General features: G+C 58.1%; 30 protein-coding genes. 19 read left to right on the top strand and 11 right to left on the bottom strand.

The genetic code is table 11. The features are described from left to right. A partial coding sequence (locus AC2FIO_RS20220) for an EF-Tu C-terminal domain-related protein (RefSeq protein WP_211198660.1) occupies nucleotides 1-77 on the top strand: 77 nt, incomplete at its 5' end. A 95-nt stretch (nucleotides 78-172) separates the two neighbouring features. Here the strand turns inward: AC2FIO_RS20220 and AC2FIO_RS20215 are convergent. After that, the gene (locus tag AC2FIO_RS20215) at nucleotides 173-514 is read right to left on the bottom strand and encodes a RidA family protein (protein WP_282120772.1); all 342 of its coding nucleotides are present in this window, start codon (nucleotides 512-514) and stop codon (nucleotides 173-175) included. Between the two features lie 476 nt (nucleotides 515-990). On the opposite strand from AC2FIO_RS20215, the gene AC2FIO_RS20210 reads away from it, so the two are divergent. Genes AC2FIO_RS20210 through AC2FIO_RS20200 form a run of 3 tightly spaced genes read left to right on the top strand, consistent with a single transcriptional unit; the run spans nucleotide 991 to nucleotide 2,199 of the window. Beyond that, nucleotides 991-1,146, top strand: a complete 156-nt coding sequence (locus tag AC2FIO_RS20210; RefSeq protein WP_496699753.1) for a hypothetical protein — start codon at nucleotides 991-993, stop codon at nucleotides 1,144-1,146. 9 nt (nucleotides 1,147-1,155) lie between these two features. Beyond that, nucleotides 1,156-1,476: a tetratricopeptide repeat protein gene (locus tag AC2FIO_RS20205; RefSeq protein WP_496699752.1), complete on the top strand. Its 321-nt coding sequence runs from the start codon at nucleotides 1,156-1,158 to the stop codon at nucleotides 1,474-1,476. A 15-nt stretch (nucleotides 1,477-1,491) separates the two neighbouring features. Beyond that, a complete protein-coding gene (locus AC2FIO_RS20200; protein ID WP_496699751.1) occupies nucleotides 1,492-2,199 on the top strand; it encodes a hypothetical protein in 708 nt (235 codons plus the stop codon). A 25-nt stretch (nucleotides 2,200-2,224) separates the two neighbouring features. Here AC2FIO_RS20200 and rpe read toward each other — a convergent pair whose 3' ends face one another. Further along, a complete protein-coding gene (gene rpe, locus AC2FIO_RS20195; RefSeq protein WP_496699750.1) occupies nucleotides 2,225-2,914 on the bottom strand; it encodes a ribulose-phosphate 3-epimerase in 690 nt (229 codons plus the stop codon). 164 nt (nucleotides 2,915-3,078) lie between these two features. Between rpe and phnC the strand changes: the two genes are divergently transcribed. The 5 genes from phnC (at nucleotide 3,079) to AC2FIO_RS20170 (ending at nucleotide 7,826) form a co-directional block, all read left to right on the top strand. Then, a complete protein-coding gene (gene phnC, locus AC2FIO_RS20190) occupies nucleotides 3,079-3,900 on the top strand; it encodes a phosphonate ABC transporter ATP-binding protein (RefSeq protein WP_496699749.1) in 822 nt (273 codons plus the stop codon). 65 nt (nucleotides 3,901-3,965) lie between these two features. Continuing rightward, nucleotides 3,966-4,868: a phosphonate ABC transporter substrate-binding protein gene (gene phnD / locus AC2FIO_RS20185; protein ID WP_282170697.1), complete on the top strand. Its 903-nt coding sequence runs from the start codon at nucleotides 3,966-3,968 to the stop codon at nucleotides 4,866-4,868. A gap of 67 nt (nucleotides 4,869-4,935) precedes the next feature. Then, a complete protein-coding gene (gene phnE / locus AC2FIO_RS20180) occupies nucleotides 4,936-5,817 on the top strand; it encodes a phosphonate ABC transporter, permease protein PhnE (protein ID WP_496699748.1) in 882 nt (293 codons plus the stop codon). After that, nucleotides 5,814-7,181 (top strand): phosphonate ABC transporter, permease protein PhnE, encoded by a 1,368-nt coding sequence (phnE, locus tag AC2FIO_RS20175; RefSeq protein WP_496699747.1) that lies wholly within the window; start codon nucleotides 5,814-5,816, stop codon nucleotides 7,179-7,181. The genes phnE (AC2FIO_RS20180) and phnE (AC2FIO_RS20175) overlap by 4 nt, the downstream gene beginning before the upstream one ends. A gap of 24 nt (nucleotides 7,182-7,205) precedes the next feature. Next, complete coding sequence (locus AC2FIO_RS20170) at nucleotides 7,206-7,826, top strand: LbetaH domain-containing protein (RefSeq protein WP_496699746.1); 621 nt, start codon at nucleotides 7,206-7,208, stop codon at nucleotides 7,824-7,826. 104 nt (nucleotides 7,827-7,930) lie between these two features. Here AC2FIO_RS20170 and phnF read toward each other — a convergent pair whose 3' ends face one another. Continuing rightward, a complete protein-coding gene (gene phnF / locus AC2FIO_RS20165) occupies nucleotides 7,931-8,641 on the bottom strand; it encodes a phosphonate metabolism transcriptional regulator PhnF (protein ID WP_496699745.1) in 711 nt (236 codons plus the stop codon). A 103-nt stretch (nucleotides 8,642-8,744) separates the two neighbouring features. On the opposite strand from phnF, the gene phnG reads away from it, so the two are divergent. From phnG to AC2FIO_RS20125, 8 genes are read left to right on the top strand one after another with little or no spacing between them, the layout of a single operon-like run. Beyond that, the gene (gene phnG, locus AC2FIO_RS20160) at nucleotides 8,745-9,206 is read left to right on the top strand and encodes a phosphonate C-P lyase system protein PhnG (protein ID WP_496699744.1); all 462 of its coding nucleotides are present in this window, start codon (nucleotides 8,745-8,747) and stop codon (nucleotides 9,204-9,206) included. Further along, nucleotides 9,203-9,778 (top strand): phosphonate C-P lyase system protein PhnH, encoded by a 576-nt coding sequence (gene phnH, locus AC2FIO_RS20155; protein WP_496699743.1) that lies wholly within the window; start codon nucleotides 9,203-9,205, stop codon nucleotides 9,776-9,778. The genes phnG and phnH overlap by 4 nt, the downstream gene beginning before the upstream one ends. Before the next feature lie 3 nt (nucleotides 9,779-9,781). Continuing rightward, complete coding sequence (locus tag AC2FIO_RS20150; RefSeq protein ID WP_496699742.1) at nucleotides 9,782-10,873, top strand: carbon-phosphorus lyase complex subunit; 1,092 nt, start codon at nucleotides 9,782-9,784, stop codon at nucleotides 10,871-10,873. Nucleotides 10,874-10,901: 28 nt separating this feature from the next. Beyond that, nucleotides 10,902-11,174 carry a hypothetical protein gene (locus tag AC2FIO_RS20145; protein WP_496699741.1) on the top strand — a complete coding sequence of 91 codons (273 nt, stop codon included), beginning with the start codon at nucleotides 10,902-10,904 and terminating at the stop codon, nucleotides 11,172-11,174. Continuing rightward, nucleotides 11,171-12,031, top strand: a complete 861-nt coding sequence (locus AC2FIO_RS20140; RefSeq protein ID WP_496699740.1) for an alpha-D-ribose 1-methylphosphonate 5-phosphate C-P-lyase PhnJ — start codon at nucleotides 11,171-11,173, stop codon at nucleotides 12,029-12,031. The genes AC2FIO_RS20145 and AC2FIO_RS20140 overlap by 4 nt, the downstream gene beginning before the upstream one ends. Further along, a complete protein-coding gene (gene phnK / locus AC2FIO_RS20135; protein ID WP_282170706.1) occupies nucleotides 12,028-12,798 on the top strand; it encodes a phosphonate C-P lyase system protein PhnK in 771 nt (256 codons plus the stop codon). Before AC2FIO_RS20140 ends, phnK begins: the two co-directional genes overlap by 4 nt. A 24-nt stretch (nucleotides 12,799-12,822) precedes the next feature. Continuing rightward, nucleotides 12,823-13,506: a phosphonate C-P lyase system protein PhnL gene (gene phnL, locus AC2FIO_RS20130; RefSeq protein ID WP_496699739.1), complete on the top strand. Its 684-nt coding sequence runs from the start codon at nucleotides 12,823-12,825 to the stop codon at nucleotides 13,504-13,506. Then, on the top strand, nucleotides 13,503-14,051 hold the full coding sequence (locus tag AC2FIO_RS20125; RefSeq protein ID WP_496699738.1) for a ribose 1,5-bisphosphate phosphokinase PhnN: 549 nt from the start codon (nucleotides 13,503-13,505) through the stop codon (nucleotides 14,049-14,051). The genes phnL and AC2FIO_RS20125 overlap by 4 nt, the downstream gene beginning before the upstream one ends. Here the strand turns inward: AC2FIO_RS20125 and AC2FIO_RS20120 are convergent. Next, nucleotides 14,033-14,716 (bottom strand): DUF1045 domain-containing protein, encoded by a 684-nt coding sequence (locus tag AC2FIO_RS20120; RefSeq protein WP_496699737.1) that lies wholly within the window; start codon nucleotides 14,714-14,716, stop codon nucleotides 14,033-14,035. The two genes, AC2FIO_RS20125 and AC2FIO_RS20120, sit on opposite strands and share 19 nt — an antisense overlap. A gap of 52 nt (nucleotides 14,717-14,768) precedes the next feature. On the opposite strand from AC2FIO_RS20120, the gene AC2FIO_RS20115 reads away from it, so the two are divergent. Continuing rightward, nucleotides 14,769-15,908 carry an alpha-D-ribose 1-methylphosphonate 5-triphosphate diphosphatase gene (locus tag AC2FIO_RS20115; protein WP_496699736.1) on the top strand — a complete coding sequence of 380 codons (1,140 nt, stop codon included), beginning with the start codon at nucleotides 14,769-14,771 and terminating at the stop codon, nucleotides 15,906-15,908. Here the strand turns inward: AC2FIO_RS20115 and AC2FIO_RS20110 are convergent, their stop codons facing one another. From AC2FIO_RS20110 to AC2FIO_RS20080, 7 genes are read right to left on the bottom strand one after another with little or no spacing between them, the layout of a single operon-like run. Beyond that, nucleotides 15,909-16,385 (bottom strand): class I SAM-dependent methyltransferase, encoded by a 477-nt coding sequence (locus tag AC2FIO_RS20110; protein ID WP_496699735.1) that lies wholly within the window; start codon nucleotides 16,383-16,385, stop codon nucleotides 15,909-15,911. It lies immediately after the preceding gene. 14 nt (nucleotides 16,386-16,399) lie between these two features. Next, the gene (locus AC2FIO_RS20105; protein ID WP_282120753.1) at nucleotides 16,400-17,155 is read right to left on the bottom strand and encodes a polysaccharide deacetylase family protein; all 756 of its coding nucleotides are present in this window, start codon (nucleotides 17,153-17,155) and stop codon (nucleotides 16,400-16,402) included. After that, nucleotides 17,152-18,294 (bottom strand): glycosyltransferase family protein, encoded by a 1,143-nt coding sequence (locus AC2FIO_RS20100; RefSeq protein ID WP_496699734.1) that lies wholly within the window; start codon nucleotides 18,292-18,294, stop codon nucleotides 17,152-17,154. Before AC2FIO_RS20100 ends, AC2FIO_RS20105 begins: the two co-directional genes overlap by 4 nt. Beyond that, a complete protein-coding gene (locus AC2FIO_RS20095; protein ID WP_282120751.1) occupies nucleotides 18,291-18,875 on the bottom strand; it encodes a histidine phosphatase family protein in 585 nt (194 codons plus the stop codon). The genes AC2FIO_RS20100 and AC2FIO_RS20095 overlap by 4 nt, the downstream gene beginning before the upstream one ends. Further along, entirely contained in the window at nucleotides 18,872-19,948 is a 1,077-nt protein-coding gene (locus AC2FIO_RS20090) for a glycosyltransferase family 4 protein (protein WP_496699733.1), read from the bottom strand. The genes AC2FIO_RS20095 and AC2FIO_RS20090 overlap by 4 nt, the downstream gene beginning before the upstream one ends. Next, a complete protein-coding gene (locus tag AC2FIO_RS20085) occupies nucleotides 19,948-21,195 on the bottom strand; it encodes a glycosyltransferase family 4 protein (RefSeq protein ID WP_496699732.1) in 1,248 nt (415 codons plus the stop codon). The genes AC2FIO_RS20090 and AC2FIO_RS20085 overlap by 1 nt, the downstream gene beginning before the upstream one ends. Then, nucleotides 21,192-22,406: a glycosyltransferase family protein gene (locus AC2FIO_RS20080; RefSeq protein WP_496699731.1), complete on the bottom strand. Its 1,215-nt coding sequence runs from the start codon at nucleotides 22,404-22,406 to the stop codon at nucleotides 21,192-21,194. Before AC2FIO_RS20080 ends, AC2FIO_RS20085 begins: the two co-directional genes overlap by 4 nt. 357 nt (nucleotides 22,407-22,763) lie before the next feature. Between AC2FIO_RS20080 and AC2FIO_RS20075 the strand changes: the two genes are divergently transcribed. Beyond that, nucleotides 22,764-25,139, top strand: coding sequence for a mechanosensitive ion channel domain-containing protein (locus AC2FIO_RS20075; protein ID WP_496699730.1), 2,376 nt, complete (start codon nucleotides 22,764-22,766; stop codon nucleotides 25,137-25,139). The last annotated feature ends 22 nt before the right edge of the window (nucleotides 25,140-25,161 follow it).

The raw sequence follows: 25,161 nt of genomic DNA, 5'->3' as shown, positions 1-25,161 counted from the left end.
AAAACGGCCTGCGTTTTGCCATCCGCGAAGGCGGCCGCACCGTCGGCGCCGGCGTCGTGTCGAAAATCGTCGAGTAATCGCTCTCGAGATATCAAACGAAAAGGGCGTCCCTGGGGACGCCCTTTTTTGTTTGCATTCCTGCTATGGTCAGCACGCGTTGCGCGGACAGGAATTAGTCGTAGGCCGCGTCGACGATGAATTCCACCTTCAGCTCGGCGCGCGCCAATTTGGCTTCGCCGCAAGCCCGCGCTGGGGCATGGCCCTTTGGAACCCAGGCATTCCAGACCTCGTTCAAACCTGCAAAATCCTTCATGTCGGCCAGCCAAATCGTCACGCGAAGCATCTTTTCGCGCGATGAGCCAGCCTGTTCGAGAAGGGCGTCAATCTTCTCGAGGCAAATCCGGACCTGTTCCTGAATTGTCTCGCCCTCGGCGACTTGCCCGGTCAGATAGGCCACGCCGTTGTGTTTTACAATTTTTGAGGACCGTTCGCCGGTATCTATGCGTTCAATCATGGGGGTATTCTCGTTTTTTGGTGTCGGATACGTTCGTTCATGGTCACAATCCACCAGTATGGCAAACGGAAACCGTTTGAGTGCGTTTCAGAGAAATTTAATACACAGGAAACAAACGTGATCTGAAAGCGCGTGGATCTATCACGCATTCGTGCTGCCTCGATTGCTTGTTTTTGCTTTCTTCCGTCCAAACGCGAACGGGCTTTTTCATCCCGGCGCTGAGTGGCCTCGGCGTGGATAGTAAAGGCCGTTGATACCTACAACAAAACTGCCACCGCCAATCCCTCAGCCCTTCCGTAAAATCTCTGAAAGATCTGCGGCGGGGTTTCTTCTGGCACACAGGCGAATTATTTGGCCGCGTCACCCGGGCCGGCTTTTTTCTTTTCAGAATTGTCAGTATTCTGGCGGCAGACATTCAGATTTTCGGCAACATTATCAAATCGTTAAATAAATTCACCGGGTTTCCCCTGACAGCAATGATCTCGGTTGCTGGCGTAGAGCAGGCTAAGCCGCTGCTTACGAACTCTCAGGAAACCTATGTTTCCGCCTGCCTGGATCAGAGTGACACGCCAGAGCGAATCATCGAAATCTGCCAGCACGGGCTGGGTGATGTCGGCGCGTCTGATCGGTAGCGTAGTGAGATGTTGGATAAGCTTGCATGGGCCTATTATGATCTCGACGATATGGATCAGGCCGATGACGCATTTGCCGAAATTCTGGCCTTGAATCCCGATACCGAGCTTGGGCTGCAGGGGCGGGCGTGGGTGTATTACAATCGCGATGATTATGCGGCTGCGACCGCGTTGTTTAGGCAAGCCATATCGCGCAAGCCCAATGCAAGCAACATGGCTGGTCTGGCCGCCAGCGCGCGCCGGGCCGGAGAGATGGATTTTGCCGAATTCGAAGAGATGATGCAAACCGCTCTGGCCCTGAACCCTGAATACACTTGGGCGATGCGGTAGCTTGCCTGGAAATTGGTGGATCGTAACCGGCAGGGCGAAGCGCTGAGCCTGTTCAGAACCGCCAGCGAACTGGATCCATATGATCCATATGCGGAATACGGTGTCGCCTTTCTGTTGTCCGAGCAGAACGATTGGGAAGCTGCGTTTGACCACGTAAGTCGGGCATTGGAACTGAAGCCGGATTTCGTGACCGCATTATCGCGCCGGTCCCTTATCTTGCTGATGCTGGATCGGCCCAAACAGGCATTGAAAGATGCCGAAGCGGTGATTGAGGCCGAACCTGATGACACGGACGGCTACGTGCGAAAGGCGCGGGCGCTGTCAGACTTAGGCCAAAGATCACAGGCGCATGAGGTGTTGGAGCTGGCGGAAAGCCGGGTGGGACCGGGTAGTTATCTGCTTTATTGGCGGGCCAGCCTGTTGGCGGACGACCTCGAGTATGAAGCCGCTCTTTTCCACATTCGACGCAGTGTCGCGCTTGAGGGTGCCGACCGCTTTGACCACCGCCTGCATGCGGATATCGCGTTAGGGCTGGGGTACACGGATGAAGCCCGTGATGCCATTGATCAGGCGCTTGGTCTCTACCCCGATGGAGAGTTTGAGCAGTATACGAATGCGCTGGTGCTGCTGGCCGAGGGGCGGTTCATGCAAGCGATCAAGATGCGTGCTCGGTACAAGAACCGCCAACCGGATGCGACAAGTGACGAGCAACGTTCCAACTAGCGCGTCACTTTGGATGCAGTGATGTTTACGAGGTCGCCGATTCCGCCGCGCTACGCACCGCTTTGATGTTTGCGCCGTAGACGTCCGGGTTATCGACCGAACCGCCCTTGAATACGGCTGAACCTGCGACCAGCACATCCGCACCAGCTGCGGCCACCAGCGGGGCCGTCTTGGGGTCGACGCCACCGTCAATCTCGATATGGATCGGACGGTCTCCGATCATCGACCGCAGTTTGCGAATCTTGTTGGTCATGTCGATGAATTTCTGGCCGCCAAAACCGGGGTTCACTGTCATGACGCAAACCAGATCGGTCAGGTCCAGCAAGTGTTCAACCGCGTCGGCCGGGGTGCCGGGGTTCAACGCAACGCCCGCCTTCATGCCAGCGGCGCGAATCGCCTGCAAAGTACGGTGGGTATGGGCCCCGGCCTCGACATGTGCAGTCAGGATATCGGCGCCTGCATCCGCGTAGGCCTGAATGTAGGGATCAACCGGCGCGATCATCAGATGCACGTCCATGACCGTTTTGACATGAGGGCGGAACGCTTTGACGGCGGGCGGGCCAAAGGTCAGGTTGGGCACGAAATGGCCGTCCATGACGTCGATATGGACCCAATCCGCCCCCTGGGCTTCGATGGCCTGAATCTCGGCACCGAAATTGGCGAAATCTGCGGACAGGATCGACGGGGCGATCTTGATGCTGCGGTCAAAGCTCATGAATGGCCTCATATGGATAGCGTGTTGGCACAGCGTATAGCGGCGATATGCGCCAATGGGTAGGCCCTCGGTGCGCAGGGGTGTTTACAAAACTTTCACTGTGTCGACACAAAGCCGTTGAATCCCGCCTGTAGCTGGTCGCCAACACGAATTGGGGGTGGCACGTGCTGCGGATAGAAAAACTGACCAAGCGCTTTGGCGACAACGTGGCCGTTGATGCAGCGACGCTGGATGTAGACAAGCCATGCATGATTGGCATCATCGGGCGGTCCGGCGCGGGCAAGTCGACGTTGTTGCGGATGATCAATCGTCTGACGGATGCAAGCGACGGCGAGATCCTGTTTCAAGGTCGTGATATCACCAAGCTGAAAGGCCGTGATAAACGCGCATGGCAGGCTGATTGCGCGATGATCTTTCAGCAGTTCAATCTGGTGCCGCGCATGGATGTGGTGTCGAACGTGCTGCATGGCACGTTGAACCGCCACTCGACACTGGCGACCATGTTTAACCTGTTCCCGATGGAAGATATCCACCGTGCGATTGATATTCTGGATCGCCTTGGCATCGCCGCGCACGCGCCCAAACGCGCCGAAGCGCTGTCGGGTGGTCAGCAACAGCGCGTCGCCATCGCGCGCGCCCTGATGCAGGACCCTAAGATCATTCTGGCGGATGAACCCATCGCCTCGCTGGACCCGATGAACGCGCAGGTGGTGATGCAGGCGCTGCGCCGCATCCACGAAGAAGACGGCCGAACCGTCATCGCCAACCTGCACACGTTGGATACCGCCCGCCGCTATTGTGACCGCGTCGTCGGTATGCGCGACGGACGTATCGTTTTCGACGGGTTGCCCGAGCAACTGACAACTGGCGTGGCCCGCGAAATTTACGGCGCCGACGCCAGCTTCTCGGAAGAGGCAACTTCGACCCAGATTGAAACACTCGACGCGACCTCAAAAGCGTTGATGGAAGCCGAAGCGACCATCTAGGCCCAATTCACCCCTTTCATCGACCGGCCGATGAAAGGCCGGCGCATCAAACCGGAGAGAGACAGATGAAAAAACTGATTGCCGCCCTGGTGGCCACAACTGCAATAGCCGCGCCAGCCATGGCGCAAGAGATTTCCGAATTCCGCATTGGTATTCTGGGCGGAGAAAACGCACAGGACCGTCTGAGCAAGCAGGAATGCTTGCGCGAGCAGACTGAGGACCTGCTGGGTGTCGAGACCAAGCTGTTCGCGCCCGCCGATTACAATGGTGTCATTCAAGGGCTGCTTGGCGGCACCATCGACATGGCTTGGCTGGGTGCATCCGGCTACGCCAAAACCTACCTGAGTGATCCCGAAGCGGTTGAGCCTGTTCTGGTCAAGGTCAACACCGATGGCAGCTATGGCTACTATTCGATCGGATTTGCCCGCAAGGACAGTGGCATTGCCTCGTTGGAAGACATGAAGGACAAAACCTTCGGCTTTGGCGACCCCAATTCGACCTCGGGCTTCCTTATCCCGTCAATCGAAATTCCGCAGGCCACCGGTGCAACCATGACCTCGGGTGATTATTTTGGTGAAGTCAAATTCACCGGTGGTCATGAGCAGACTATTGTGGCCGTAAACAACGGTGACGTCGACGGTGGCGTGACATGGGCCGACGGTCTTGGGGACTGGGAAGATGGCTATCAGTCCGGCGCGCTGCGCCGTGCCGTGGATGCCGGTCTGGTCGACATGAACGATCTGGTCGAGATTTGGAAATCTGCTCCGATCCCTGAAGGCCCGTTTGTTCTGCGCACCGAACTGCCCGAGGATGTCAAAATCAAGATGACCGGTATGCTGGCCTCGATGAATTCGATTGATCCGGACTGCATGTACAACGTTCTGGGCGGTGAATCCAAAGGCCTTATGCCGATCACCCACGACGCCTACGAAATCATTATCGAAGCGCGCAAGCTGAAGTCCAACTAAGTCCGTAAGCACAATGATCGGGGTCCGGCGCACAACCGGACCCCGTTTTTCCACTCAGGAGCATTCCATGACAGACCTGACCGTAGGGTCCCCCAGCGTCGACCAGATCCGGGCCGACTATTCCGAGATGACACGACGCAAGCGGGTCTATGGTGGTATCCTTCTGATCGTATTCGTGGCCATGATGGCTGCGGGTTTCCGCACTGCCGACGACCGTAATGCCGGCAGCTTTGTCGACGGCTGGCACCGTATCCTCGACTACCCGACCGAGGTTCTGTCGGAAGCATGGGAAAAGATCGGCGCGATGCCGGAGAACCTTGTGAAGTTTTTCCCGGCTCTGGTCGAGACACTCAATATCGCTGCGGCTTCGACGTTGATAGGGGCCATCGCCGGGACGTTTCTGGCGCTGATGTCCACGCGTGGCATGGCATTGTGGCCCTCGCTTATCCCGCTGTTTCGTCGCATCGCTGATATCTTTCGCGCGGTCCCCGAGATCGTTATCGCTTTGGTTTTGATCTTTGTGCTGGGCGGTGGTCCGGTGCCCGCAATGATTGCCATAGCCATTCATACGGCGGGTGCGCTGGGCAAGCTGTTCTCGGAAGTGAACGAGAATGCCTCTCTGAAACCGGTCGAGGGGCTTCATTCGGTTGGCGCAAACTGGTCTCAGCGGATGTATCTGGGCGTGATCCCGCAGGTTGGACCGAACTATGTCAGTTATGCGCTGCTGCGGTTCGAAATCAACATTCGCGCCTCGGCCATTCTGGGTTTTGTTGGTGCGGGCGGGCTGGGATACGAGCTGCGCAACGCGATGTCCTGGGGGCAGGGGCGTTATGACGAAGCTGCAGCCATTTTCCTTCTGCTGTTCGTCACGATTGTTGTTGTCGATCAGATATCGGGTCTGCTGCGCGCGCGCCTTACTCATGGTTCCCAGAAAGGAGCGCTGGCATGAGCACCTTCGCCACTGACCTAACCATCAACGAGTTGAAAGCCGAAGCTGACCGTCTGTTCAACCGCAAACGGCTGACCAACTTTGGATTGCCCGCGCTTGTTTTTGTCTATCTGATTTACGTGTTCTTTGCTTTCGACGTGTCTGGAATGGCCGAGCGCGCGAACTGGGAGAACGGCAAAACGCTGATAGCAGACAGCTACAGCTACAAAACGCATGTTTCGCGTGACAATCGCACTGGTGAGGTTTCAACCGCCATCGAAGGTGAACGCAAGGGCCGCTACCCCGACGGTGAGGCTCCGGGCTGGGTGAGTTTAGGCGAAACTACGGTCATTGATCTGGAAGACGGCCACATCGTCCGCTTTGGCCCCGAGACAGTGGAATACGATATCCCCGGCTATGGCATTGTCCGCGCGACACCGACCCGCTCTGCTGGTGTTCAGGCTGAACTGCCCGCGGGCGAGGTGCCGGATTGGATCAACGTCTCAAAAAACCGCATGGCGATTACAACGGATGCGGGGCGCCTGACCGTGACCCGCAACCGATCCGAGGTCTTCCGCTATTTCAATGGGTGGGAGCTGTTCTGGTTCACGCTTGATAGCCCTTACTATGGTAAGTCGTTCCCTGAATTGGCCGGTCTGGCTGCGCAAGGCGAGGCCAGAGCGATCTTGAATGACTTCTGGACCAACAAGATGTGGCGGCATCAGGATGTTGTCTGGGCCATTTTTGAAACCATCCTGATGGCATTTCTCGGCACGTTAGGCGCGGGTATGATCGCATTGCCTTTGGCGTTTCTCGCCACGCGAAATTTCAACCCGCTCAAATCCGTCCGGTTTCTGACGCGGCGTGTGTTTGACTTTGTGCGCGGTGTAGACGCGCTGATCTGGACGGTTGTTCTGGCCCGCGCTTTTGGACCCGGCCCGCTGACGGGAGCACTGGCCATTCTGGTGACCGATACCGGCACGTTCGGCAAGATCTTCTCGGAAGCGCTGGAAAACGTCGACGAAAAGCAGATCGAAGGTGTGCAATCCACCGGGGCGAATGCACCGCAACGCTATCGCTATGGTGTGATCCCACAGGTGACGCCGGTGCTGCTAAGTCAGTTGCTCTACTTTCTTGAATCCAACACCCGCAGCGCCACGGTGATCGGTGCGATCACCGGCGGTGGCATCGGCCTGTTGCTGACGCAAGCGATCATCACCCAGAAGGATTGGGAAGAGGTCGCCTATTACATCGTTCTGATTATTCTGATGGTGATGCTGATGGACTGGTTCTCGGGCTGGCTGCGCCGCCGGCTTATCCATGGTGAGACAGGCAAGATACGCAAAGCCAGGGACACAAAGGCAAAGTCGTTCTTTTTGCCGTGACTCATGACTAAGGACTACAAAACAATGGCACGACTGCGTTCCGACCAACCGTTTATCCATCCTGATTGCCAAATCTCGAGTAGTTCCTTCGGCGAATTTGTCGAAATTGGTGCGGGAAGCCGCGTTGTGAATTCTGCTTTCGGCGACTATTCGTATTGCGACCGGACCTGTGACATTGCGAATGCCGAGATCGGGAAGTTCGCCAATATCGCCAGTTTCACTCGGATCGGCGCGACAGATCATCCGATGGAGAAGGCGTCATTGCATCACTTCCTGTATCGTTCGGCAGATTACTGGGATGATGCCGAGGATGACGCGGATTGGTTCAAACATCGCGCCAGTCGCGTCGCCCGGATCGGCCATGATACTTGGATTGGGCATGCGGCAATTATCAAACCTGAAGTGACCATCGGGCACGGCGCGGTGGTTGCTTCGGGGTCTGTCGTCACTAAGGATGTAGCGCCCTATACAATTGTAGGCGGCGTGACCGCCAAACCGATCCGTACCCGGTATCCGGTTGGCGTGGCCGAGCGCATGATGGACCTGGCCTGGTGGGATTGGGACAATTCCCGTCTACGTGCGGCCCTGCCGGATTTCCGAACATTGGGCGCCGAGGCATTCTTGGAAAAATACGAGCCAACTTGAATAGGCAAGAACCGAAACCTTCTGTGCCCGCACCCGCATCGTCTATGACCAACGGGATGAGACCTCAGTCAGGAGGTCGAGACGGGCGGGAGGGTCGTTACGGATTAGTCCTCGTTCAGGGTCAGGGTGACCCGATCTCCGGCAAATACGGTTCGCCCGAATTCAACCGGCAGACCATTGGGATCTGCGTTTATGCCGACGGAATACAGAACAGGCGCACCTTCGGTCAGTCGCAGGTGCAGGGCCTGTGTTGCCGTCGCCGCGCGCGCATTCAGGCGGGTTGAGATGCGGGTGTAATCCTTAACACCGCAGTGCTGCAAAGCCTTCGTTACCGATTCTGTCTCGGATAGCGCCTCAAGAATGCCGGGCAAGCGGTCCGCGGGAAAGACACTTTGGAACAGCCCGATTGGCTGCCCATCCGCCAGAGACAGTCCGTCATATACGTGTACCTGGTCGCCTGAAGCGATCTCCAGGGCCTCTGCTTCTGTTTCATCTGCGGCGCGCGTTGTGAGCGTAAGTATCTTTTTGCCGGGAATCTTACCGCTGGCCGAGATGCTCTTGTGGTATCGGACGCGCTTGCCGATGGCATAATCGGTCGGACGGGCCGAGACAAAGACACCGGCGCCGCGACGGGCATGCACCAGACCTTGGTCCGCCAGATCCGACAACGCGCGCCGTACCGTATGGCGGTTGACCCCGTGTTTTGCCGCCAATTGCGCCTCGGTCGGCAGGCGGTCGCCGGTGTTGTACCGACCTTCTGCAATGTCGGATGTCAGGTTCAGGGCGATGCTTTTCCAGACGGGTGTTTTTCTCATGTCATTAAATCTTCACAAGGTTGCGGATTGCCAGCCCAGGCATCGGGATGTAGTATTTGTCTAGTTGTATAGATCATGTAGACAACCCGGCCAAGAGGCTTTGATGACCGATCAAACAAATAATTCTAAGGCGACGCGGCAGGACTGGATGGGCCTGCTGGCGCGTGCGCCTGAAAGCGCGCTGATGCCCCTCTGGGATAAGTACGAAGGATGCCCGCACTTTGAATGGCTGCGCAGCCCCGAAGTGGGCGGCGTCATGGTGCGCGGGCGCACTGGTGGCACTGGCGCTCGGTTCAACCTTGGCGAAATGACCGTCACGCGGTGTTCTCTGGTGCTGCAGGATGGAACGGTTGGGCATGGATACGTGCAGGGCCGGTCCAAGCCCAAGGCCCAGGCGGCCGCGTTGATTGATGCCTTGATGCAGACCTCGGCTGCGGGTGCGGTTCATGACCAAGTGATCGCGCCGCTCAAGGGTCAGATGCAGTCCGCCAGAACAGATCGCGCCTCCAAAGCCGCAGCGACGAAGGTCGAGTTTTTCACCATGGTAAGGGGAGAGGACACATGACGGCGCAGACCCAATTTTCCGGGGGTTTTCAGAATGCACCGGTCCAGGCCGCGCATGCATTCCGCGCCGCCATGACCGTAATGGCCCAGCCCGGAGAAATCCGTGATCTGAAGGGTGCGCAACCGCCAAAGCCCCTGTCGATCGCAGCGGGAACCTTGCTGCTGACTTTGTGTGACCCCGAGACAAAGGTCCATCTGGCGGGCGCGTTCAACAACTATGGGGTGCGCGAGTGGCTGACCTTTCACACAGGTGCGCCCATTTCACAGGCTGCTGTAGCAGATTTCGCCGTAGGGACTTGGGCCGAGCTCAGCCCACTGGGATCATTTCGTATCGGTACCGCAGAATACCCAGATCGCTCGGCCACCTTGATTGTTGAATGTGACGCGCTGCAACAAGCAGGTGCCATTCTAAGTGGTCCGGGGATCAAAGACACTGCGCGGCTATCCTTGCCGAATGCCCTGGCATTGCAGGCCAACTCGGCTTTGTACCCGCTTGGATGTGACTTCTTTTTTACCTGCGGCGACCGGGTGGCGGCCCTGCCTCGCAGTTCCCAAATCAGTGTGGAGGCCTAGGCAATGTATGTTGCAGTCAAGGGTGGCGAGACGGCTATCGAAAACGCACATGCCTGGTTGGCGGAAGAAAGACGCGGCGCAACCGACATTGATGAACTGAGCATCGTCCAGATCCGCGAACAGCTGGGTTTGGCGGTCAATCGGGTGATGGCCGAGGGGTCGTTGTACGACCCCGATTTGGCGGCCCTGGCTATCAAGCAGTCGCGCGGTGATCTGATCGAAGCGATCTTTCTGATCCGAGCCTACCGGACGACATTGCCGCGATTTGGCTATTCGAACCCCGTCAAGACTGATGAGATGGCGTGTGATCGCCGGATTTCGGCCACGTTCAAGGATGCGCCGGGCGGGCAGGTGCTGGGGCCAACCTTTGATTACACACACCGCTTGCTGGACTTCAAACTGGCCGCAGAAGGTGAGGTTCCGGCTGCGCCTACGGCGCAACCCCGCACCGAGGCGACGCCGCATATCACTGAGTTCCTGAAGGGCGAGGACATCATTCAGGATGAACCCGCCAGTGACACCACCCCGGGTGATCTGACCCGCGAACCGATGGAGTTTCCGTCGAACCGCCCCCTGCGTCTGCAATCCCTGACCCGCGGGGATGAGGGGTTTGTACTGGGCATGGCCTATTCAACGCAACGCGGTTACGCCCGTAACCACGCATTCGTCGGTGAGTTGCGGATCGGTAAGGTCGCAGTGGAAATGGACATCCCGGAACTGGGTTTCGCCATCGACATCGGCGAAATCGAATTGACCGAATGCGAGACGGTGAACCAGTTCAAAGGTTCCAAGACGGAACCCCCGCAATTCACCCGTGGCTATGGTTTGGTGTTTGGTCAGTCTGAACGGAAATCCATCGCGATGGCTTTGGTGGATCGCGCCCTGCGTTGGGAAGAGTTGGGCGAAGACAAACTGGGCGCACCCGCGCAGGACGAGGAATTCGTGCTCAGCCACGCGGACAACATTCAGGCGACGGGTTTCCTCGAGCATATCAAGCTGCCGCACTACGTGGATTTCCAGTCCGAGCTGGAACTGGTTCGCAAACTACGACGCGAAGCCGAAGAACGGATGCAGCCGAAAGAGGCTGCAGAATGAAGGTCGAGCCAAAGGAAAGGGGGCATCAATGAACTGGATAGCGCCCGCATATGCGCGGCGGCAAGCCAAGCTGGGGATTTTACCAACCTGCCTTATTGGCGTCGCAGGTTTCTACCGGGTGGCGAGTCCGTGCGCGCGCCAACCGAACTCCATTCGCCATTTGGATCCCTCTTTTGCGCACGACGTCGTCGCTTCGCATGACGAGAGTGAAAGAAAAGATACACCAATAGCGCCAATAACAATGCGCCCAACAGAAATACGTCCACAAAAACACCAAAAACAAAGTGATACATCAAAATGAATGAGTATAACTTCGCATATTTGGACGAACAAACCAAGCGAATGATCCGGCGCGCCATTCTGAAAGGTCTGGCTGTGCCCGGTTATCAGGTGCCATTCGCCAGCCGTGAAATGCCGATGCCATATGGCTGGGGCACCGGTGGCGTGCAGGTTTCAGCCGCTACATTGATGCCCGAGGACACGTTTAAAGTGATCGATCAGGGTGCCGATGACACCACCAACGCCGTGTCGATCCGCAAGTTTTTTGAGAACACGGCAGGTGTGGAAACGACCGAGGAAACCGAAAAGGCCACAGTCATCCAGACCCGCCACCGCATCCCCGAGGCGAAGCTGCGCAAGGACCAGATCATCGTTTATCAGGTGCCGATCCCGGAACCTCTGCGCTTTCTGGAACCGCGTGAGACCGAGACCCGCAAGATGCACAGCCTCGAAGAATATGGGCTGATGCATGTGAAGCTGTACGAGGACATCAGCCAGCACGGGGCGATTTCGACCGCATATGCCTATCCGGTGAAAGTGTCGGACCGCTACGTGATGGATCCGTCGCCGATCCCGAAATTCGACAATCCAAAACTTGAGATGGACGCGATCCAGCTGTTTGGTGCGGGACGTGAACAGCGGATTTACGCGGTTCCGCCGCATACCAAGGTCGTCAGTCTGGATTTCGAGGATTACCCGTTTGAGGCCACCAAGGCCGATCACCCATGCGATCTTTGTGGGGCAGAGGATAGCTATCTCGACGAAGTGATCATGGATGATGCAGGCAACCGGATGTTCGTCTGTTCCGACACCGATTATTGCCGGTCACGCCGCGAGGCGGGCCATGTTGGCCAACTGGCCGAGGAGAATGCGGCATGACCCCCTTATTGCAGGTCAAAGGCATCGAAAAGCGCTATGGCACGCGGATCGGGTGCTCGGATGTGAGTTTTGATCTCTTCCCTGGAGAAGTAATGGGGATCGTGGGTGAAAGCGGATCGGGCAAGTCGACGCTGTTGAATTGCATGGCCGGTCATCTGGAACCCGATGCAGGGCAGGTGATTTTTGACACACGTGCTGATGGTCCAGTGGATACGGTCACCATGTCCGAACCGGAACGCCGGATGCTGAGCCGAACGGACTGGGCCTTTGTACATCAGCATGCGCGAGACGGCCTGCGGATGTCGGTCAGTGCTGGCGGCAATATTGGTGAGCGTCTGATGGCGGTGGGGGATCGTCACTATGGCGACATCCGAGACCGTGCGATCGACTGGCTGGGCCGGGTTGAGATTGAGGAATCCCGTGTAGATGACCGTCCGTCGGCCTTTTCAGGCGGGATGCAGCAGCGATTGCAGATTGCCCGCAATCTGGTCACGGGGCCGCGCCTCGTGTTCATGGATGAACCAACTGGCGGGCTGGATGTTTCCGTTCAGGCGCGTCTGCTGGATCTGCTGCGCGGGTTGGTGCGTGAGATGGGGTTGAGCGCGATCATCGTCACCCATGACCTCGCCGTCGTACGCCTGCTGGCGGATCGACTGATGGTGATGAAAAGCGGTCAAGTGGTTGAGGCCGGGTTGACCGATCAGGTTCTGGACGATCCACAACATGCCTACACGCAGTTGCTCGTATCCAGTGTTCTGCAGGTTTGAGTATTTGGAAAAAGATGAAGTGCTATGATTGAGCTTATCAATGTCAGCAAAAGCTTTACCCTGCATAATCAGGGTAGTGCCGTAATTCCGGTGATGCAGGGTGCATCGCTGAAAGTCGCCGCAGGTGAATGCGTCGCCCTGACCGGGGCTTCAGGCGCAGGGAAATCAACACTGATGCGGGTGGTCTATGGAAATTATCTGGCCGCATCAGGCCGGGTCCTTGTCGGTGGTCTGGACGTCGCCAAGGCCGAGCCGCGCGAAATTCTGGCTTTGCGGCGCGAGACGCTCGGCTATGTCAGTCAGTTCTTGCGTGTGGTCCCCAGAGTGCCGACGCTTGAGGTGGTGGCCGAGCCGCTGTTGGCCGTTGGCTGCGACAAGCAAGCGGCGCTGGACAAGGCGGCGGGTTTGTTGCGGCGGTTGAACATTCCCGAAAGACTATGGAGCCTGAGCCCGACCACTTTTTCGGGCGGTGAGCAGCAGCGGGTGAACATCGCACGTGGGTTTGCGCATGATTACCCTGCGATGCTGTTGGACGAACCGACTGCCTCACTGGATGCGCAAAATCGCGAAACGGTGCTGTCTTTGATCGAAGAGGCCAAAGAACGCGGCGCGGCGATTGTTGGCATTTTCCACGATATCGAAGCACGCAGCCGGGTCTGTGATCGCGAGATCAACGTGTCTGAATTCACCCCGGGGATGGTCGCGTGAGCCTTGCGCCGGTCATAGCCGTTGTTGGTCCGTCAGGTGTCGGCAAAGACAGCGTCATGAAGGCGTTGGTCGCGCGGTCGCCAGGTATTCTGCGGGTTCGCCGGGTGATTACCCGACCCGAAGGCGAAGAAGGCGAAGATTTCGACCGGGTGTCGATTGAAATCTTCGAGCAGATGGTGCTGGATGGAGCCTTTGCGTTGCACTGGAGCGCGCATGGGCTGCACTATGGCATCCCGATTGAGATTGCAGCCCAACGGCAAACGGCGAATGCGCTGTTGGTCAATCTGTCCCGTTCGGTTTTGTTGAACGCGCAGGTGGTTTTTGGCGACCTGATCGTGATTTCGCTGACAGCGGACCCTGAGGTGCTGGCGCAGCGCCTCTCTGTACGCGGGCGGGAAAGCGCCTCTGATCAGGCGCGTCGTTTGGGACGGGCTGGTATGCCCTTGCCCGACGGGCTGAACCGCGTGATCGAAATTGATAACTCCGGGCCGTTGGAAGTTACGATTGATGCGATCCTTGCCGGGCTTCAACCGGAAAGGGCGTAGCGATGGATCAGATGAAACTTCCCATCCTCGGCTTCGCCCATAAGAGCCAGATCCTTGATCTGACAGGGGGCGGGCAGCAGGGGGACCAGATGGTCCTCCAATGCGGCCTGAACGGTTTTCAGCGTGGGTTTGTCCAGTTTTCCGCTGAGGGTGATGTGAAAGCGGAACGTGTCCATCACGTAAGGGTAACCCCAACGCAGCAAGTTGGCGTCCTGTTCCGGCGTCAGGCCCGAGGCACGTCGGCGGTCCAGTTCTGCGGCGGACGCGGGGGCGCGAAAGCTGTCAAGTTCGCGGACGCAAGCCGCTGCAAGCGCGTTCAGCGAGTCGGTATTACCTACCGGCCGCAGGGCCAGAAAACGACCCAGCCGGGCGATCTCGAACCCGTCCAGCGTGACGGGCGGTTGTGTTCCGGCCAACCGTTCACAGGCGTCTTGCAAGTCGATCAGAGATTGTCCCTTGTTCAGGCGAAACGGCGGCTTCAACGTCGCGTGAAGACCGTATTTGCGCGGAACATCGGTCGAGGCTGCGACGTCCACGCCGTCAATGACAGGATGCGCAACTTCAGTTCCGGCTTCCATGTCCCAGCCCAACCATTGGGTCGCAAAGATTGTCCATTCGGCCTGAGCCGGTGGCGCAAAATAGATCGCGTATCGCGTGAATGTCACATTGGCCTCCTATGCGTGGCCTTCCCAATAGCTCAAACCTTGTGAAGTTCAGATGACAGAAGAAATGATACTTGCCAATGCCACGCTTGTTCTTCCCGATGAGACGGTCGTGGGCAGCCTTCGGATTGTGGGGGATACGATTGCCGAGGTCGCGACCGGCGCAACTGTTCCCGCTGGTGCAATTGACTGCGAAGGGGATTATGTCTGCCCTGGTCTGGTCGAACTTCACACCGACAACCTTGAGCGTCACATTCAGCCACGTCCCAAGGTTGACTGGCCTCATGCCGCCGCAATTCTGGCCCATGATGCCGAACTGGCCAGTACCGGGATCACGACCGTATTCGACGCGATGCGGATAGGCTCGATCCCATCCGGGCAACGCTATGTCAAATACGCGCGCGGTCTGTCACGTGAGCTGTGGCAGTTGCGGGAACAGGATGCATTGAAGATCAGCCATTTTCTGCATTTGCGGGCCGAGGTCTGCTCGGAAACCCTGGCCGAAGAACTAAACGAATTTGGGCCCGAAGACCGTGTTGGTCTGGTCTCACTGATGGACCACACGCCTGGACAACGGCAGTTCCGCGATTTGTCGAAACTGGAAGCTTATTTGAAAGGCAAACTGGGGCTTGAGGGAGATGGATTTCTGCAACACGTGGCCGACCTTAAGGCAATGCGCGACCGCTATGGTGATCTGCACGAGGTTGAGACGGTAAAAGCAGCCAAACGGTTTGGTGCAATGCTGGCCAGCCATGATGACACGACGGACGAACAGGTGCGCGTATCGGCCGGTCACGGGATCACCCTTGCCGAGTTCCCGACAACGGTCGAGGCCGCGCAGTCCTGCCAAGACTACGGTATCAAGGTGATGATGGGCGCACCCAACGTGATCCGGGGCGGGTCGCATTCCGGCAATGTCGCTGCGCATGAATTGGCGCAGCTGGGTCATCTCGACATTCTGTCCTCGGATTATGTGCCATCCGCATTGTTGCTGTCTGCTGTGAAACTGGGCGAGATGTGGGGTGATTTCGCCCGCGGATTGAAAACCGTGACAAAGACACCGGCAGAGGTCGTTGGGCTGGATGATCGTGGTGAGCTGCGGGCGGGTGCACGTGCCGACGTCATCCGGTTCCGGATGCGCGAAGGCACCCCTGCGTTGAATGGTGTTTGGTCGCGCGGACGGCGCGTGGCCTGATCAGGCCCTGTAGAACAAGTAACGGTCCGGCGCGATGGTGTCCGGTCCGCTGATCTGCTGAAAGCCGACAAGCGGTTGGCCCGAGATCAACAGTCCGCCGGGCAACATCACCTGCGCGATAAAGGGGCTGAGACGCGCCGCTTCGGCCACGTCCTCTTCCTTAACGCCGCGCCCGAAATCGTAGTGACCGAAAGCGATCCTAGGTCCACCTTCTGCCAGCTTCTGCAGCATCGGCTCGGCCTCACCCTGCAAAAAATCCTCTGCTGGCGGTGTGCTGGACGGATGGCACTGAAGCACGCGGTCCATGACCCAAATTCTCCGATCCGGTAGAATTTCCCGCAGGTGATCATAAGTGCGCCCGTTTCCAAGACCCATATCCAGAACGTCGCCCGCCATGTCCGAGACTTGGTCGACCGCCCAATTCAAACCGTCGCGTTGTGCGGTCAGGCGGCGCAGCATGGAATCCAGTCGGCTCATTCAGATCTCCGTTTTCAGTCGGCTTGGGGGGCGGACCAGACAAAGCCCGGCCCGTCCAGCAGCCGGTTCAGCAGGTCGTGGGTATAGGTCCAGATATCCTCATCATGAACCAGATGGTGGGTCAAGATGCCAAAGGGTTCGGCGTTATCTGCGCGACCCTCGCGGCGATCCTGCAGCAGCTGAGTGGTTTTGGCGATCAACATGTCCGGGTCGGCCAGCCCGCGTGATCCGCGCCAGTCGATTGGATCCAGATGCGTGTTGATCTGGGCCAATCCAGGCGCTGCCTGAGGGCTGGACCGTGGCGTGGCGGTCGATAAGATGCGATACCCCGCTGCGGGCAATTCCTGCACCACCTCTGGCGCTATGCGGTTCCATGGCGGCACGAACATCGGGCACAATCGATCTGCAAACAGGGTGCGCAGCCGCGATATCCCAATGCCGATCTCCCCAGTGATATCGTCCATGGGCCGGTGCAGGCGGAATTCGGATTTCTTTTCATCGGGTGGTGCGTGGTTCTGATGAGCCCATCCGTGCACGACTGGGATCAGGTTTGGCCGGGCAGTTACAAATTCGACCAGTACGTCCTCGGCATTGCGGGGGATGATGGCCAGATGAACGGGCACCCCAAGGTGGTCTGACATCGCGGTCAAGCGATCAAGCTGCGGCGTTGTGGAAACCGCATCATCGTCGCGCCACCACAAAGGCAGCGCCAGTCCTTGTTGACGCCAGAGTTCCAGCTCATCCGTCAAACTGCGCCAGTCCACACTCATCCGCGGCGCTCCAAAAGTTCTTTGGCGATTCGTACGGATTGCGCAGCGCCGTCGAACCCCTGATCTGAGACCGGACGAGGTTCCGATGAAATCACACGGCCCACGGCATGGGCCAGCAGATTTCCGTTCAAATCTTTGCTTGGGATGACATCTATGGCTGGCATTTCCGCAAGGGTGCGGGCGCGCAGGCTCTGCTCGACCTCATTGCCATCATCAAATGGAATGAACACGGCAGGGGTTCCTGCTTGCAGAATATCCAATGCTGTATTGTAGCCACACATGCTGACCGAAGCCGCCGCGTGGGGCAGCATCTGGCGAAAATCGGGCCGCACCGCTTCCAGAGTGACAGGGGCGCCCTCCACATGCTTCCGCAATTCTGCAATGCGCGCCTTTGCGTCTTGCCCGCCAACCAACAGGCGCCAGCGCCTGTTCGGCATCTTTCGGGCGGCCTCGATGGCCGCGCGAAAGATCGGTTGCCCAACCGAACCGCCGCCTGCGCTGACAAGCACTTCGCCTTTGCCGATTGCATCCTTGTGCGGTATTGGGGCCAGTGGAGCCACGAAACCCGTGTAAAACAGGCGGCCCTCCAGCAGCTCAGACACAGGCCAACTGACGTTCAAGGGCACAACGTTCTGATCCGAATGGACAAGGATGCCGTCGTAATGCTCTGCGACAATCTGCTCTGCCCGCTCGGCCTTTGAGGGTTTTGAGGGCGGCGCCAGAATGTCCCGGATCGATCCCAGAATTATCGGGCGCGGGTGCATATCACGGGCCGCCTCTAGCGCAGCCGAAAATTCACCTGTCAGGGATCGGCGGCCAAACGGATAAAGCTCGGTGATCAAAACATCCGGTGCAAAGCTGCGAATTGCTTCAACCAGAGCAGTTTTGCGCGCCGCGAAAAACCCCACATCCGCTACCGTTCCGGCTTGTGTCAAAAGACGGGTGAAATCAGTGCCATCCGAGCGCAAGGGGGGCAGTCCCAACAGCGTCATTCCGGTCGTGTCCAACTGAGGAGCGGGCATCCCACCAGAGACCACGAAGGTATCATGCCCATCCGCGACAAAGGCACGGCCCAGCGTCAACGCGCGGCTCAGGTGCCCGGTGCCCAACAGGTGGGTGACAACAATCATGACTTTCATTCGCGGGGGCCTTGTCGCAGCAGTCGAACCGGTTCGGGTTGCGGCTGAAAACCATCCAGATCAATGACATAAAGTCGGTTGCGCTTGATCTTGAACGGGGCAGAGCCGTCAAAGTTCCATCCCCAGGCCGAGGCCAGAATGACGCGCATGATCCCAATGTGACACACGGCGACAGTGTCGCCCTGCAAACCGCCCAGCCAGGGTTGCAATCGCGCCCGCACTTCCGCCGGACTTTCGCCGTTCGGCGGGCAATAGTCCCAGCCCCAATCCTCGATATGGCGATATCCGCTGTCTGCGTCTGCAATCAGGTCAACGCCGCGCTTGCCTTCCCAATCGCCCCAGTTCATCTCGGTTAGGGCTTCGGACAACATAGGCTCTCGCCCCGCGACCAATGCGGCGGTTTCGCTGGCGCGCTGCAGGGGGCTGGACCAGAGCGCTGCCTTGTTCCACAACTCGGGCAATTCATATCCGGCCAGTTCGGTGCGCGCGTCATCGTCCAGCGGAATGTCACTGCGGCCCTGAATACGGCCAGCGCGGTTCCAATGGGTGTGGCCGTGGCGCAAAAGAGCAAGTTGGCTCATGCGGTGCCTCCGATCAAAGGCCGCGCAGCCTGCCAGAACCGTTCGGTTGCTGCGGGCATCAGGTGGCGGTTGGACACGTATTCCCGGGCTGTCGTACCAAGCGAACGGCGCAGGGCAGGGTCGCCAATCAGCGTCTGTAGCCTAATGGCAAGCGCTTCGGGTCCTGCTTCGACCTCGGGGTAGTTGGCCGGCGCCAGAACATCGCGGACACCGGGCCTGTTCTGCGCAACAACCGGAACTCCGCTGGCCTGCGCTTCAAGGTAAATCATGCCATATGCCTCATTCACGCCGGGCCACACTAAGATGGACGCATTTGCGTATAAGTTTTGCAGGGCGTCACGATCCAGCTGCCCAAGAAACCGGACCTTCGAGCCAAACGGTGTCATAAGGTCTTCGATCTCAACCCGCGCTGGTCCATCCCCTGCAATATCCAAAGCCCAATCCCCGTTCAAATGCGACAGGGCCTGCGCCAGCAGCTGGTACGACGCCAGTTTGTCGCCATGCCGCATCATTCCCACTGTCAGCATCGGCCCGTCACATGAGGAAACGGGCGGCAGGCTCGAGATTGGCAAAAAGGGCGGCAATTCGACCAGACGCTGATTTTCGAATTTTTCACGCTCCAGCGTGATCAGATCGTTGGCCGTGTGGTAGAAAATGACGTCCGCTGCGTCGCAGGCATCATGTGCGGCTTTCGCAAAGCCGGACCAAGGGCCGCGCAATCTGCTGGTCGCACGGGTGCTTTCCAATTGCGCGTAAGGGATGCCCCGAGCGGCGCATACTTTAGGGCCCAGCAGATCGGGGGCCTTATAGTAGTTGTGATAGGTCACCCACAAATCCGTGTCGTGGATCATGTCCGCGATCAGTCGCCGGGATTCGGCATCGGCGTCAGAGCAGAGACGTTGTTGAACCGCCGGATCGCCCGTTTTGTCATAAATGCGCAATTCCGAGACGAGATTGACCTCATCGCCCTGCGCCCCGATCGCCCTGATCAGATTGCGCGCCATTTCCCTGTCTCCCGACGGCACCGGGCTGTCCGGAGATTTCATCGGTGAGAAAAAGGCGACGCGGGCCATCAGTCTTTGCCCGCGCCCAATGCGCTGAGTCGTTTGGACAACAGGGCAATGCCGGGGTCCATGCGGAATTCGGCAACCAGGCGGGAATAGGCAGCGTTGGCCATAGATGCAGTTCGCTCTGGAGCAGCGGCGATTTCGGTGATCGCGCTGGCAAGTGCGGCCGGGTTGTCGTCGGACAAAACGCCATGCGTCCCGGTTTCTATGAATTCCGGAATGGCAGAAACCGGTGTTGACAGGATCGGCAACAGCTGCGACGCAGCCTCCATCAGGACATTTGGCAACCCGTCGCGATCTCCGTCAGCCGCGATCCGGCTGGGCAGCACGAACAGATCAGAGCCGCGCATCGCCTCGATCACTTCGGGCTGGTCACAGGCCCCCTTCCAGGTGATCCGGTCTGCGATACCCTGGGCCTCAGCCCGTTCGCGCAGCGCATCACCAAGCGCACCGCCACCAATATGCGTCCAGTGCCAATCCAGCGAATTGCGTAGCATGGCGAACGCATCGATCAGGCGATCAAAGCCCTTTTTCTCGACCAGACGGCCGACTGAGAGCATGTGAAACGGCCCGTCCGGTGCCCGAGCTGCGCGGGTCGGCGGGTCGGGAAAACGGTTCAGGTCCAAGCCGTGATAGATCAGATCGACCCGCGACGGATCATCGGCCAAACTGCGCAAGTGTTCGGCCCCGATTGCAGTACAGGTTGCGCCAAAAGCGGCCCCATGCGTGCTGGCCTGCAATTTTTCGGCTTTCTCCCAGTCGGGTGACGTCCAGATGTCTTTGGCGTGTGCCGAAAAGCTCCAGGGCAGGCCGCGCATGATGGCGGCATAGCGTGCGACCGACGACGGCGTGTGCATGAAATGCGCATACATCACCTGCGTTTCCTCGGGCAACTCGGCGGCCAGAACACAGGCCTGCCCGAAACGCCGGATGCGGTTATGTGTCGGGTCGCGCCGCAGATCAGAGCGCCAGACCTTATAAGCCTCGGTATAGCCGGGCAGGGTCTGCGCGATGTGGCGCGCGGCCCAGACGCGATCAGGTTCTTCGTACAGGTACTCGGGCAGGTAGTGGACCTGTCCCTTGAACCGATCATGCAGTGGATGGCGTTTGATGTCGGTCGGGTGGCGCAATGACCAGATGTCAAAGCTGTGGCCCGCGTCCTGCAAGGCGACCAGTTCCTGTGCGATAAACGTCTCTGAAAGGCGCGGCCATCCTTTGACCAGCACCGCGAGCTTGGGTTTTCCTGACGTCATCCGGTGGCTCGTTCCCGTTCCCCACCAAGCAGCGTGTCGACGCGGCTTGTGACATAGTCCAGACCATCCAGCAGGCCGTCGCGGATTGCCTGAGAAGGCAATGGCTGATCGGGCAGATTGCGAATAGCCTTAATCATCGTGTCCGCCGTCAACCCGTCACGGTTTTCGTCCAGCATTCTGACAAGTCCCAGACCCTCGGCGCGTGAGGCGCGGATCCACTGTTCCAGCCGAGGTGTCGTGCGTGGGACGATGACGGCGCGTTTGTCGAACGAGAGCACCTCGCAGAACGTATTGTAGCCGCCCATGCAGACCACACCCGCAGCGCCGGCAAACAGCGTTTCGATCTGCGATTCAAAGCCAACAGCCGAGACCCGACCATTCAGCGCAGCAACGCGGGTTTCGAAATCGTCGCGCAGCTCGCCCGACAGGAAGGGGCCGTAGACAAGGACAGCGCGCGGTGACAGGTTGGGATCTTTTTCATAGGCGCACAAAACCTGGTTCACCATGGCTTTGCCGTCACCGCCGCCGCCCGGCGTAATCAGGATGTAAGGTTGTTCCGGCGGATCGCCTATCGGCCCAAGATCACGGCGCAAATAACCAGTCCAATGGATACGCGACTGCGTGGCAGGGCTGAGCGGCAGGCCCTCGGTCGGATCATAGATCGAGCGTAGTCCGTACACCCAGATTTCGTCGTAGAACCTTTCGGTTGCTGCAATGGCTTCTTTCCGCTCCCACTCGGCGGCCAACACTTCGGGTTCATCCAAAACGTCACGCAGGCCCAGGACCATTTTGGTGCGGCGGGACCGCAGCAAATTTTCCAAGGTGGGCAACAGCTCGCTGCGGAAACCGGTTGGTTCCTTGTCAACGATAAGGACGTCAGGATCGAATTGCTGAACCGCCGTCTGGATCAGACCCGCCCGCAGCTCAGTCACTTCCTCGATGCCCATTCCAATTGTCTGGGATGCATAAGATCCATCGGAACGTTTGGTCACTCCTGGCAAACGCACGTGGTCGACGCGACGCGGAAAGGTGAACCGCCCGGCCACGGGTGACCCGGTCAGGATCAGCGCTGATGCCGATGGGTCAGCCTGCGTCATCGCACCAGCCAGTGCACGGGATCGGCGCAAGTGACCCAACCCGAACGTATCGTGGCTGTAGAACAAGATGCGCGGCGCACGGCCGGTTGTATCGTTTTGTCTTCCTAGGCTCATGCCTTTGCCCAATTCAGTGTTCTGGTGCAACTCCGCGCGCTTGCACCCGTATCGTATATATTTTTTTTAGCCGCGTGCAAAATCACTGATCCTACCAGTCGTTACCGGCTTGTTTCGATTTTAGCCGTGGGTTTCGCATCTGCGCCCTGTTCTATATCAAATTTCCTGCCCATCCGTCATGATGGCAGCGTCAGGTTGGTCATATTCAGTTTTTTCCGGGTTGCAAACACTTCTGTTCACAGCATGGTGCGGGGAACACGGCTTGATAAGATGTTGAGGCTGCGGGGGTTGAATATTTGAACCCGCCACCGGGCTTCGATAACCTGTGTTACGAATGGCGAACTGGAAAAATATCCGATGACACGAACATTGCTGGCTGGATTAACGTTTGTAATCTGGTCCCTTACTCTGGCGCTGGTCACCGGTGCAGTTGCGCAGACCTCTCTGATACCGGGGTATCCCTCAGCCGGGGGCAGCAGCTCGGACACAGCCAGCGAAAGCGATCTGGCTACGGCGATCCGTTCCGCCACCGAAGCCGGGGCCAGTGTGATCGTCATCGACAGCGCCGGGCAAATCGTGTCTTCCGGCCAGCAAAACAGTGTCACCCCCGAGGCTGTACCCGGGGATCCGATGGGCGACGGTTCGCAGCTTATGAAAGCGCAGGAGCGGTTTTCGAGATTTCGTGACTCGATGAATTCACGGCTTCAGGCGCTGCCTTATTCGATCTTCGAGGTGCAATACATCCTGCGTCAGACCAGCCCGGATGGCCGAATACAGACCTATGTCGAGGTCCTGTTCTGGAACGTTCTCTTCCTTTTGATCGGACGATGGTTGTCGATTGAAATCTACGGCAAGCGTATCGCAAAGCGAATCGTCGTCGCGCGATCCAAGGAAGATCCACAAGGTTATCGCGAGAAGATGCCGTTTTTGGTGTTCCGGTTCCTGATGGGGATAGGCGCCACGATTTTTGCCATGGTGATGGCGCTTATCGTCGGTTTCGTGTTTTTCGGCGAGGCTGAGGACATCTCGATCCAGTTCACGGTCACAGCAATTTTTACCGCCTTCTTCCTGTCGCGTACGGTGTCTGATCTGTGGCGCATGGTGCTATCGCCATATCTGAGCCAATATCGCTTGCCGCCTTTCTCGGATCGTGACGCAAAACGCCTGTATGTCTGGGCTTCGGCGCTGGCGACCTACGACATTACTGTGGTGCTATTTGCCACTTGGGTAGCTGATTTTGGGCTGAACTATAACGTCTACGCCTTGGTCTATGGCGGTCTGACCATGTTTGGTGCGATCGGCAATGTCCTGATGATCCTGTTCAATGCCCGCGCCATTTCGAACGCTATTCGCGGCGGGCGGTCACCGGATCAGGTGTCGTGGATTCTGCGCCTGATCTCATTCGCATGGGCGCCGGTGCTGATCCTGTACATGGTGTTCAGCTGGTTCAAACTGGCCGTCGATCTGGTGCTGGAAAATCAAAACTCGATCCCGATCGTGGCCAGCAGCTATGCCATCTTCATGTCGGTCGTAGTTGCCTATGGGGCCATGAACTATCTTCTGGAACGGTATTTCAATCGCAACAACCAGCTGGACGCGATGAATGCCGATGCTGATGAGGCGGATGCCGAGGTTGAAGCGATCGAAACGCCGCAGGCCGAGATGCGCAAGCACTCGATCCTGACCTACGAAGATCTGGCGCGGCGGGTTGCCGGTATTCTGGCTTTTGTCGTCGGTCTGTATGCGTTGGTTGTCATCTGGAATCCGGATGCCAGCTGGAGCGAGGACCTGCCGATCGAGCGGGCGCTGGACGTGATGGTGATCCTCTTCATGGGTTACATCCTGTTCCATTTCTTCCGCATTGGGATCGACTCGAAGATCGCGCAGGAGATTGACGACGGCGGTGGTGAGGCTGAGCTGGGCGATGAAGGCGGAGAAGGTGGGCAAAGCCGCCTTGCAACATTGTTGCCTTTGTTCCGCGGGGCCATTCTGGCCGTAGTTGTTGTGACCATAGCGCTGATTGCCCTGATGGAATTGGGTATCAATGTCAGTCCGCTATTCGCGGGTGCTGGTGTCGTGGGTCTGGCCGTAGGCTTTGGATCGCAGACATTGGTCCGCGATATCTTTTCGGGGGCGTTCTTCCTGATGGATGACGCGTTCCGCAAGGGTGAATACATCGACATCGGTGACGTGAAGGGAACGGTCGAAAAGATCTCGGTTCGGTCGTTCCAGCTGCGTCACCATCTGGGCGCGCTGAACACCATCCCCTTTGGTGAGATCAAGGTTCTGACCAACTATTCCCGCGACTGGGTGATCATGAAACTGCCGTTACGGGTGACGTATGACACCGATGTCGAGAAGGTGCGCAAGCTGATCAAGAAGTTGGGTCAAGAGTTGTTGAGTGACCCGGTGATCGGCGACAACTTTATCCAACCGCTGAAGTCGCAAGGCGTGATCGAAATGCAGGACTCTGCGATGATCATTCGGGTCAAGTTCATGACCAAGCCGGGCGATCAATGGCTGGTGCGCAAGAAAGTCTATCAGGATATCCGCGAATTGTTCGCTCGCGAAGGTATCAAGTTCGCACACCGTGAGGTCACCGTGCGCCTGGCCGAAGGCAAGGACCCCGAGGATCTGACACCCAAGCAGCGCGAAGCTGTGACGGGTGCGGTGCAGGCGGCGATTGACGAGGATTATCTGGACGATATCGGCCCGGGTGGGGACGATCGCTGAGGGGGGTCTCCCGCCCCTTTGG

Source organism: Ruegeria sp. CDSB086, from assembly GCF_059611065.1.
This window is presented reverse-complemented; position numbering and strand designations above follow the sequence as displayed.

Excerpts from the sequence above, each read along its gene's own strand:
- AC2FIO_RS20075 (WP_496699730.1), top strand. The coding sequence starts at position 22,764 with ATGACACGAACATTGCTGGCTGGATTAACGTTTGTAATCTGGTCCCTT.
- AC2FIO_RS20100 (WP_496699734.1), bottom strand. The coding sequence starts at position 18,294 with ATGAAAGTCATGATTGTTGTCACCCACCTGTTGGGCACCGGGCACCTG.
- phnL (WP_496699739.1), top strand. The coding sequence starts at position 12,823 with ATGATTGAGCTTATCAATGTCAGCAAAAGCTTTACCCTGCATAATCAG.
- AC2FIO_RS20115 (WP_496699736.1), top strand. The coding sequence starts at position 14,769 with ATGACAGAAGAAATGATACTTGCCAATGCCACGCTTGTTCTTCCCGAT.
- phnK (WP_282170706.1), top strand. The coding sequence starts at position 12,028 with ATGACCCCCTTATTGCAGGTCAAAGGCATCGAAAAGCGCTATGGCACG.
- AC2FIO_RS20170 (WP_496699746.1), top strand. The coding sequence starts at position 7,206 with ATGGCACGACTGCGTTCCGACCAACCGTTTATCCATCCTGATTGCCAA.
- phnD (WP_282170697.1), top strand. The coding sequence starts at position 3,966 with ATGAAAAAACTGATTGCCGCCCTGGTGGCCACAACTGCAATAGCCGCG.
- AC2FIO_RS20150 (WP_496699742.1), top strand. The coding sequence starts at position 9,782 with ATGTATGTTGCAGTCAAGGGTGGCGAGACGGCTATCGAAAACGCACAT.
- AC2FIO_RS20215 (WP_282120772.1), bottom strand. The coding sequence starts at position 514 with ATGATTGAACGCATAGATACCGGCGAACGGTCCTCAAAAATTGTAAAA.
- AC2FIO_RS20095 (WP_282120751.1), bottom strand. The coding sequence starts at position 18,875 with ATGAGCCAACTTGCTCTTTTGCGCCACGGCCACACCCATTGGAACCGC.
- AC2FIO_RS20145 (WP_496699741.1), top strand. The coding sequence starts at position 10,902 with ATGAACTGGATAGCGCCCGCATATGCGCGGCGGCAAGCCAAGCTGGGG.
- AC2FIO_RS20090 (WP_496699733.1), bottom strand. The coding sequence starts at position 19,948 with ATGGCCCGCGTCGCCTTTTTCTCACCGATGAAATCTCCGGACAGCCCG.
- AC2FIO_RS20210 (WP_496699753.1), top strand. The coding sequence starts at position 991 with ATGATCTCGGTTGCTGGCGTAGAGCAGGCTAAGCCGCTGCTTACGAAC.
- phnE (WP_496699747.1), top strand. The coding sequence starts at position 5,814 with ATGAGCACCTTCGCCACTGACCTAACCATCAACGAGTTGAAAGCCGAA.
- AC2FIO_RS20110 (WP_496699735.1), bottom strand. The coding sequence starts at position 16,385 with ATGAGCCGACTGGATTCCATGCTGCGCCGCCTGACCGCACAACGCGAC.
- AC2FIO_RS20080 (WP_496699731.1), bottom strand. The coding sequence starts at position 22,406 with ATGAGCCTAGGAAGACAAAACGATACAACCGGCCGTGCGCCGCGCATC.
- AC2FIO_RS20105 (WP_282120753.1), bottom strand. The coding sequence starts at position 17,155 with ATGAGTGTGGACTGGCGCAGTTTGACGGATGAGCTGGAACTCTGGCGT.
- phnG (WP_496699744.1), top strand. The coding sequence starts at position 8,745 with ATGACCGATCAAACAAATAATTCTAAGGCGACGCGGCAGGACTGGATG.
- phnH (WP_496699743.1), top strand. The coding sequence starts at position 9,203 with ATGACGGCGCAGACCCAATTTTCCGGGGGTTTTCAGAATGCACCGGTC.
- phnF (WP_496699745.1), bottom strand. The coding sequence starts at position 8,641 with ATGAGAAAAACACCCGTCTGGAAAAGCATCGCCCTGAACCTGACATCC.
- rpe (WP_496699750.1), bottom strand. The coding sequence starts at position 2,914 with ATGAGCTTTGACCGCAGCATCAAGATCGCCCCGTCGATCCTGTCCGCA.
- AC2FIO_RS20140 (WP_496699740.1), top strand. The coding sequence starts at position 11,171 with ATGAATGAGTATAACTTCGCATATTTGGACGAACAAACCAAGCGAATG.
- phnE (WP_496699748.1), top strand. The coding sequence starts at position 4,936 with ATGACAGACCTGACCGTAGGGTCCCCCAGCGTCGACCAGATCCGGGCC.
- AC2FIO_RS20085 (WP_496699732.1), bottom strand. The coding sequence starts at position 21,195 with ATGACGTCAGGAAAACCCAAGCTCGCGGTGCTGGTCAAAGGATGGCCG.
- AC2FIO_RS20205 (WP_496699752.1), top strand. The coding sequence starts at position 1,156 with ATGTTGGATAAGCTTGCATGGGCCTATTATGATCTCGACGATATGGAT.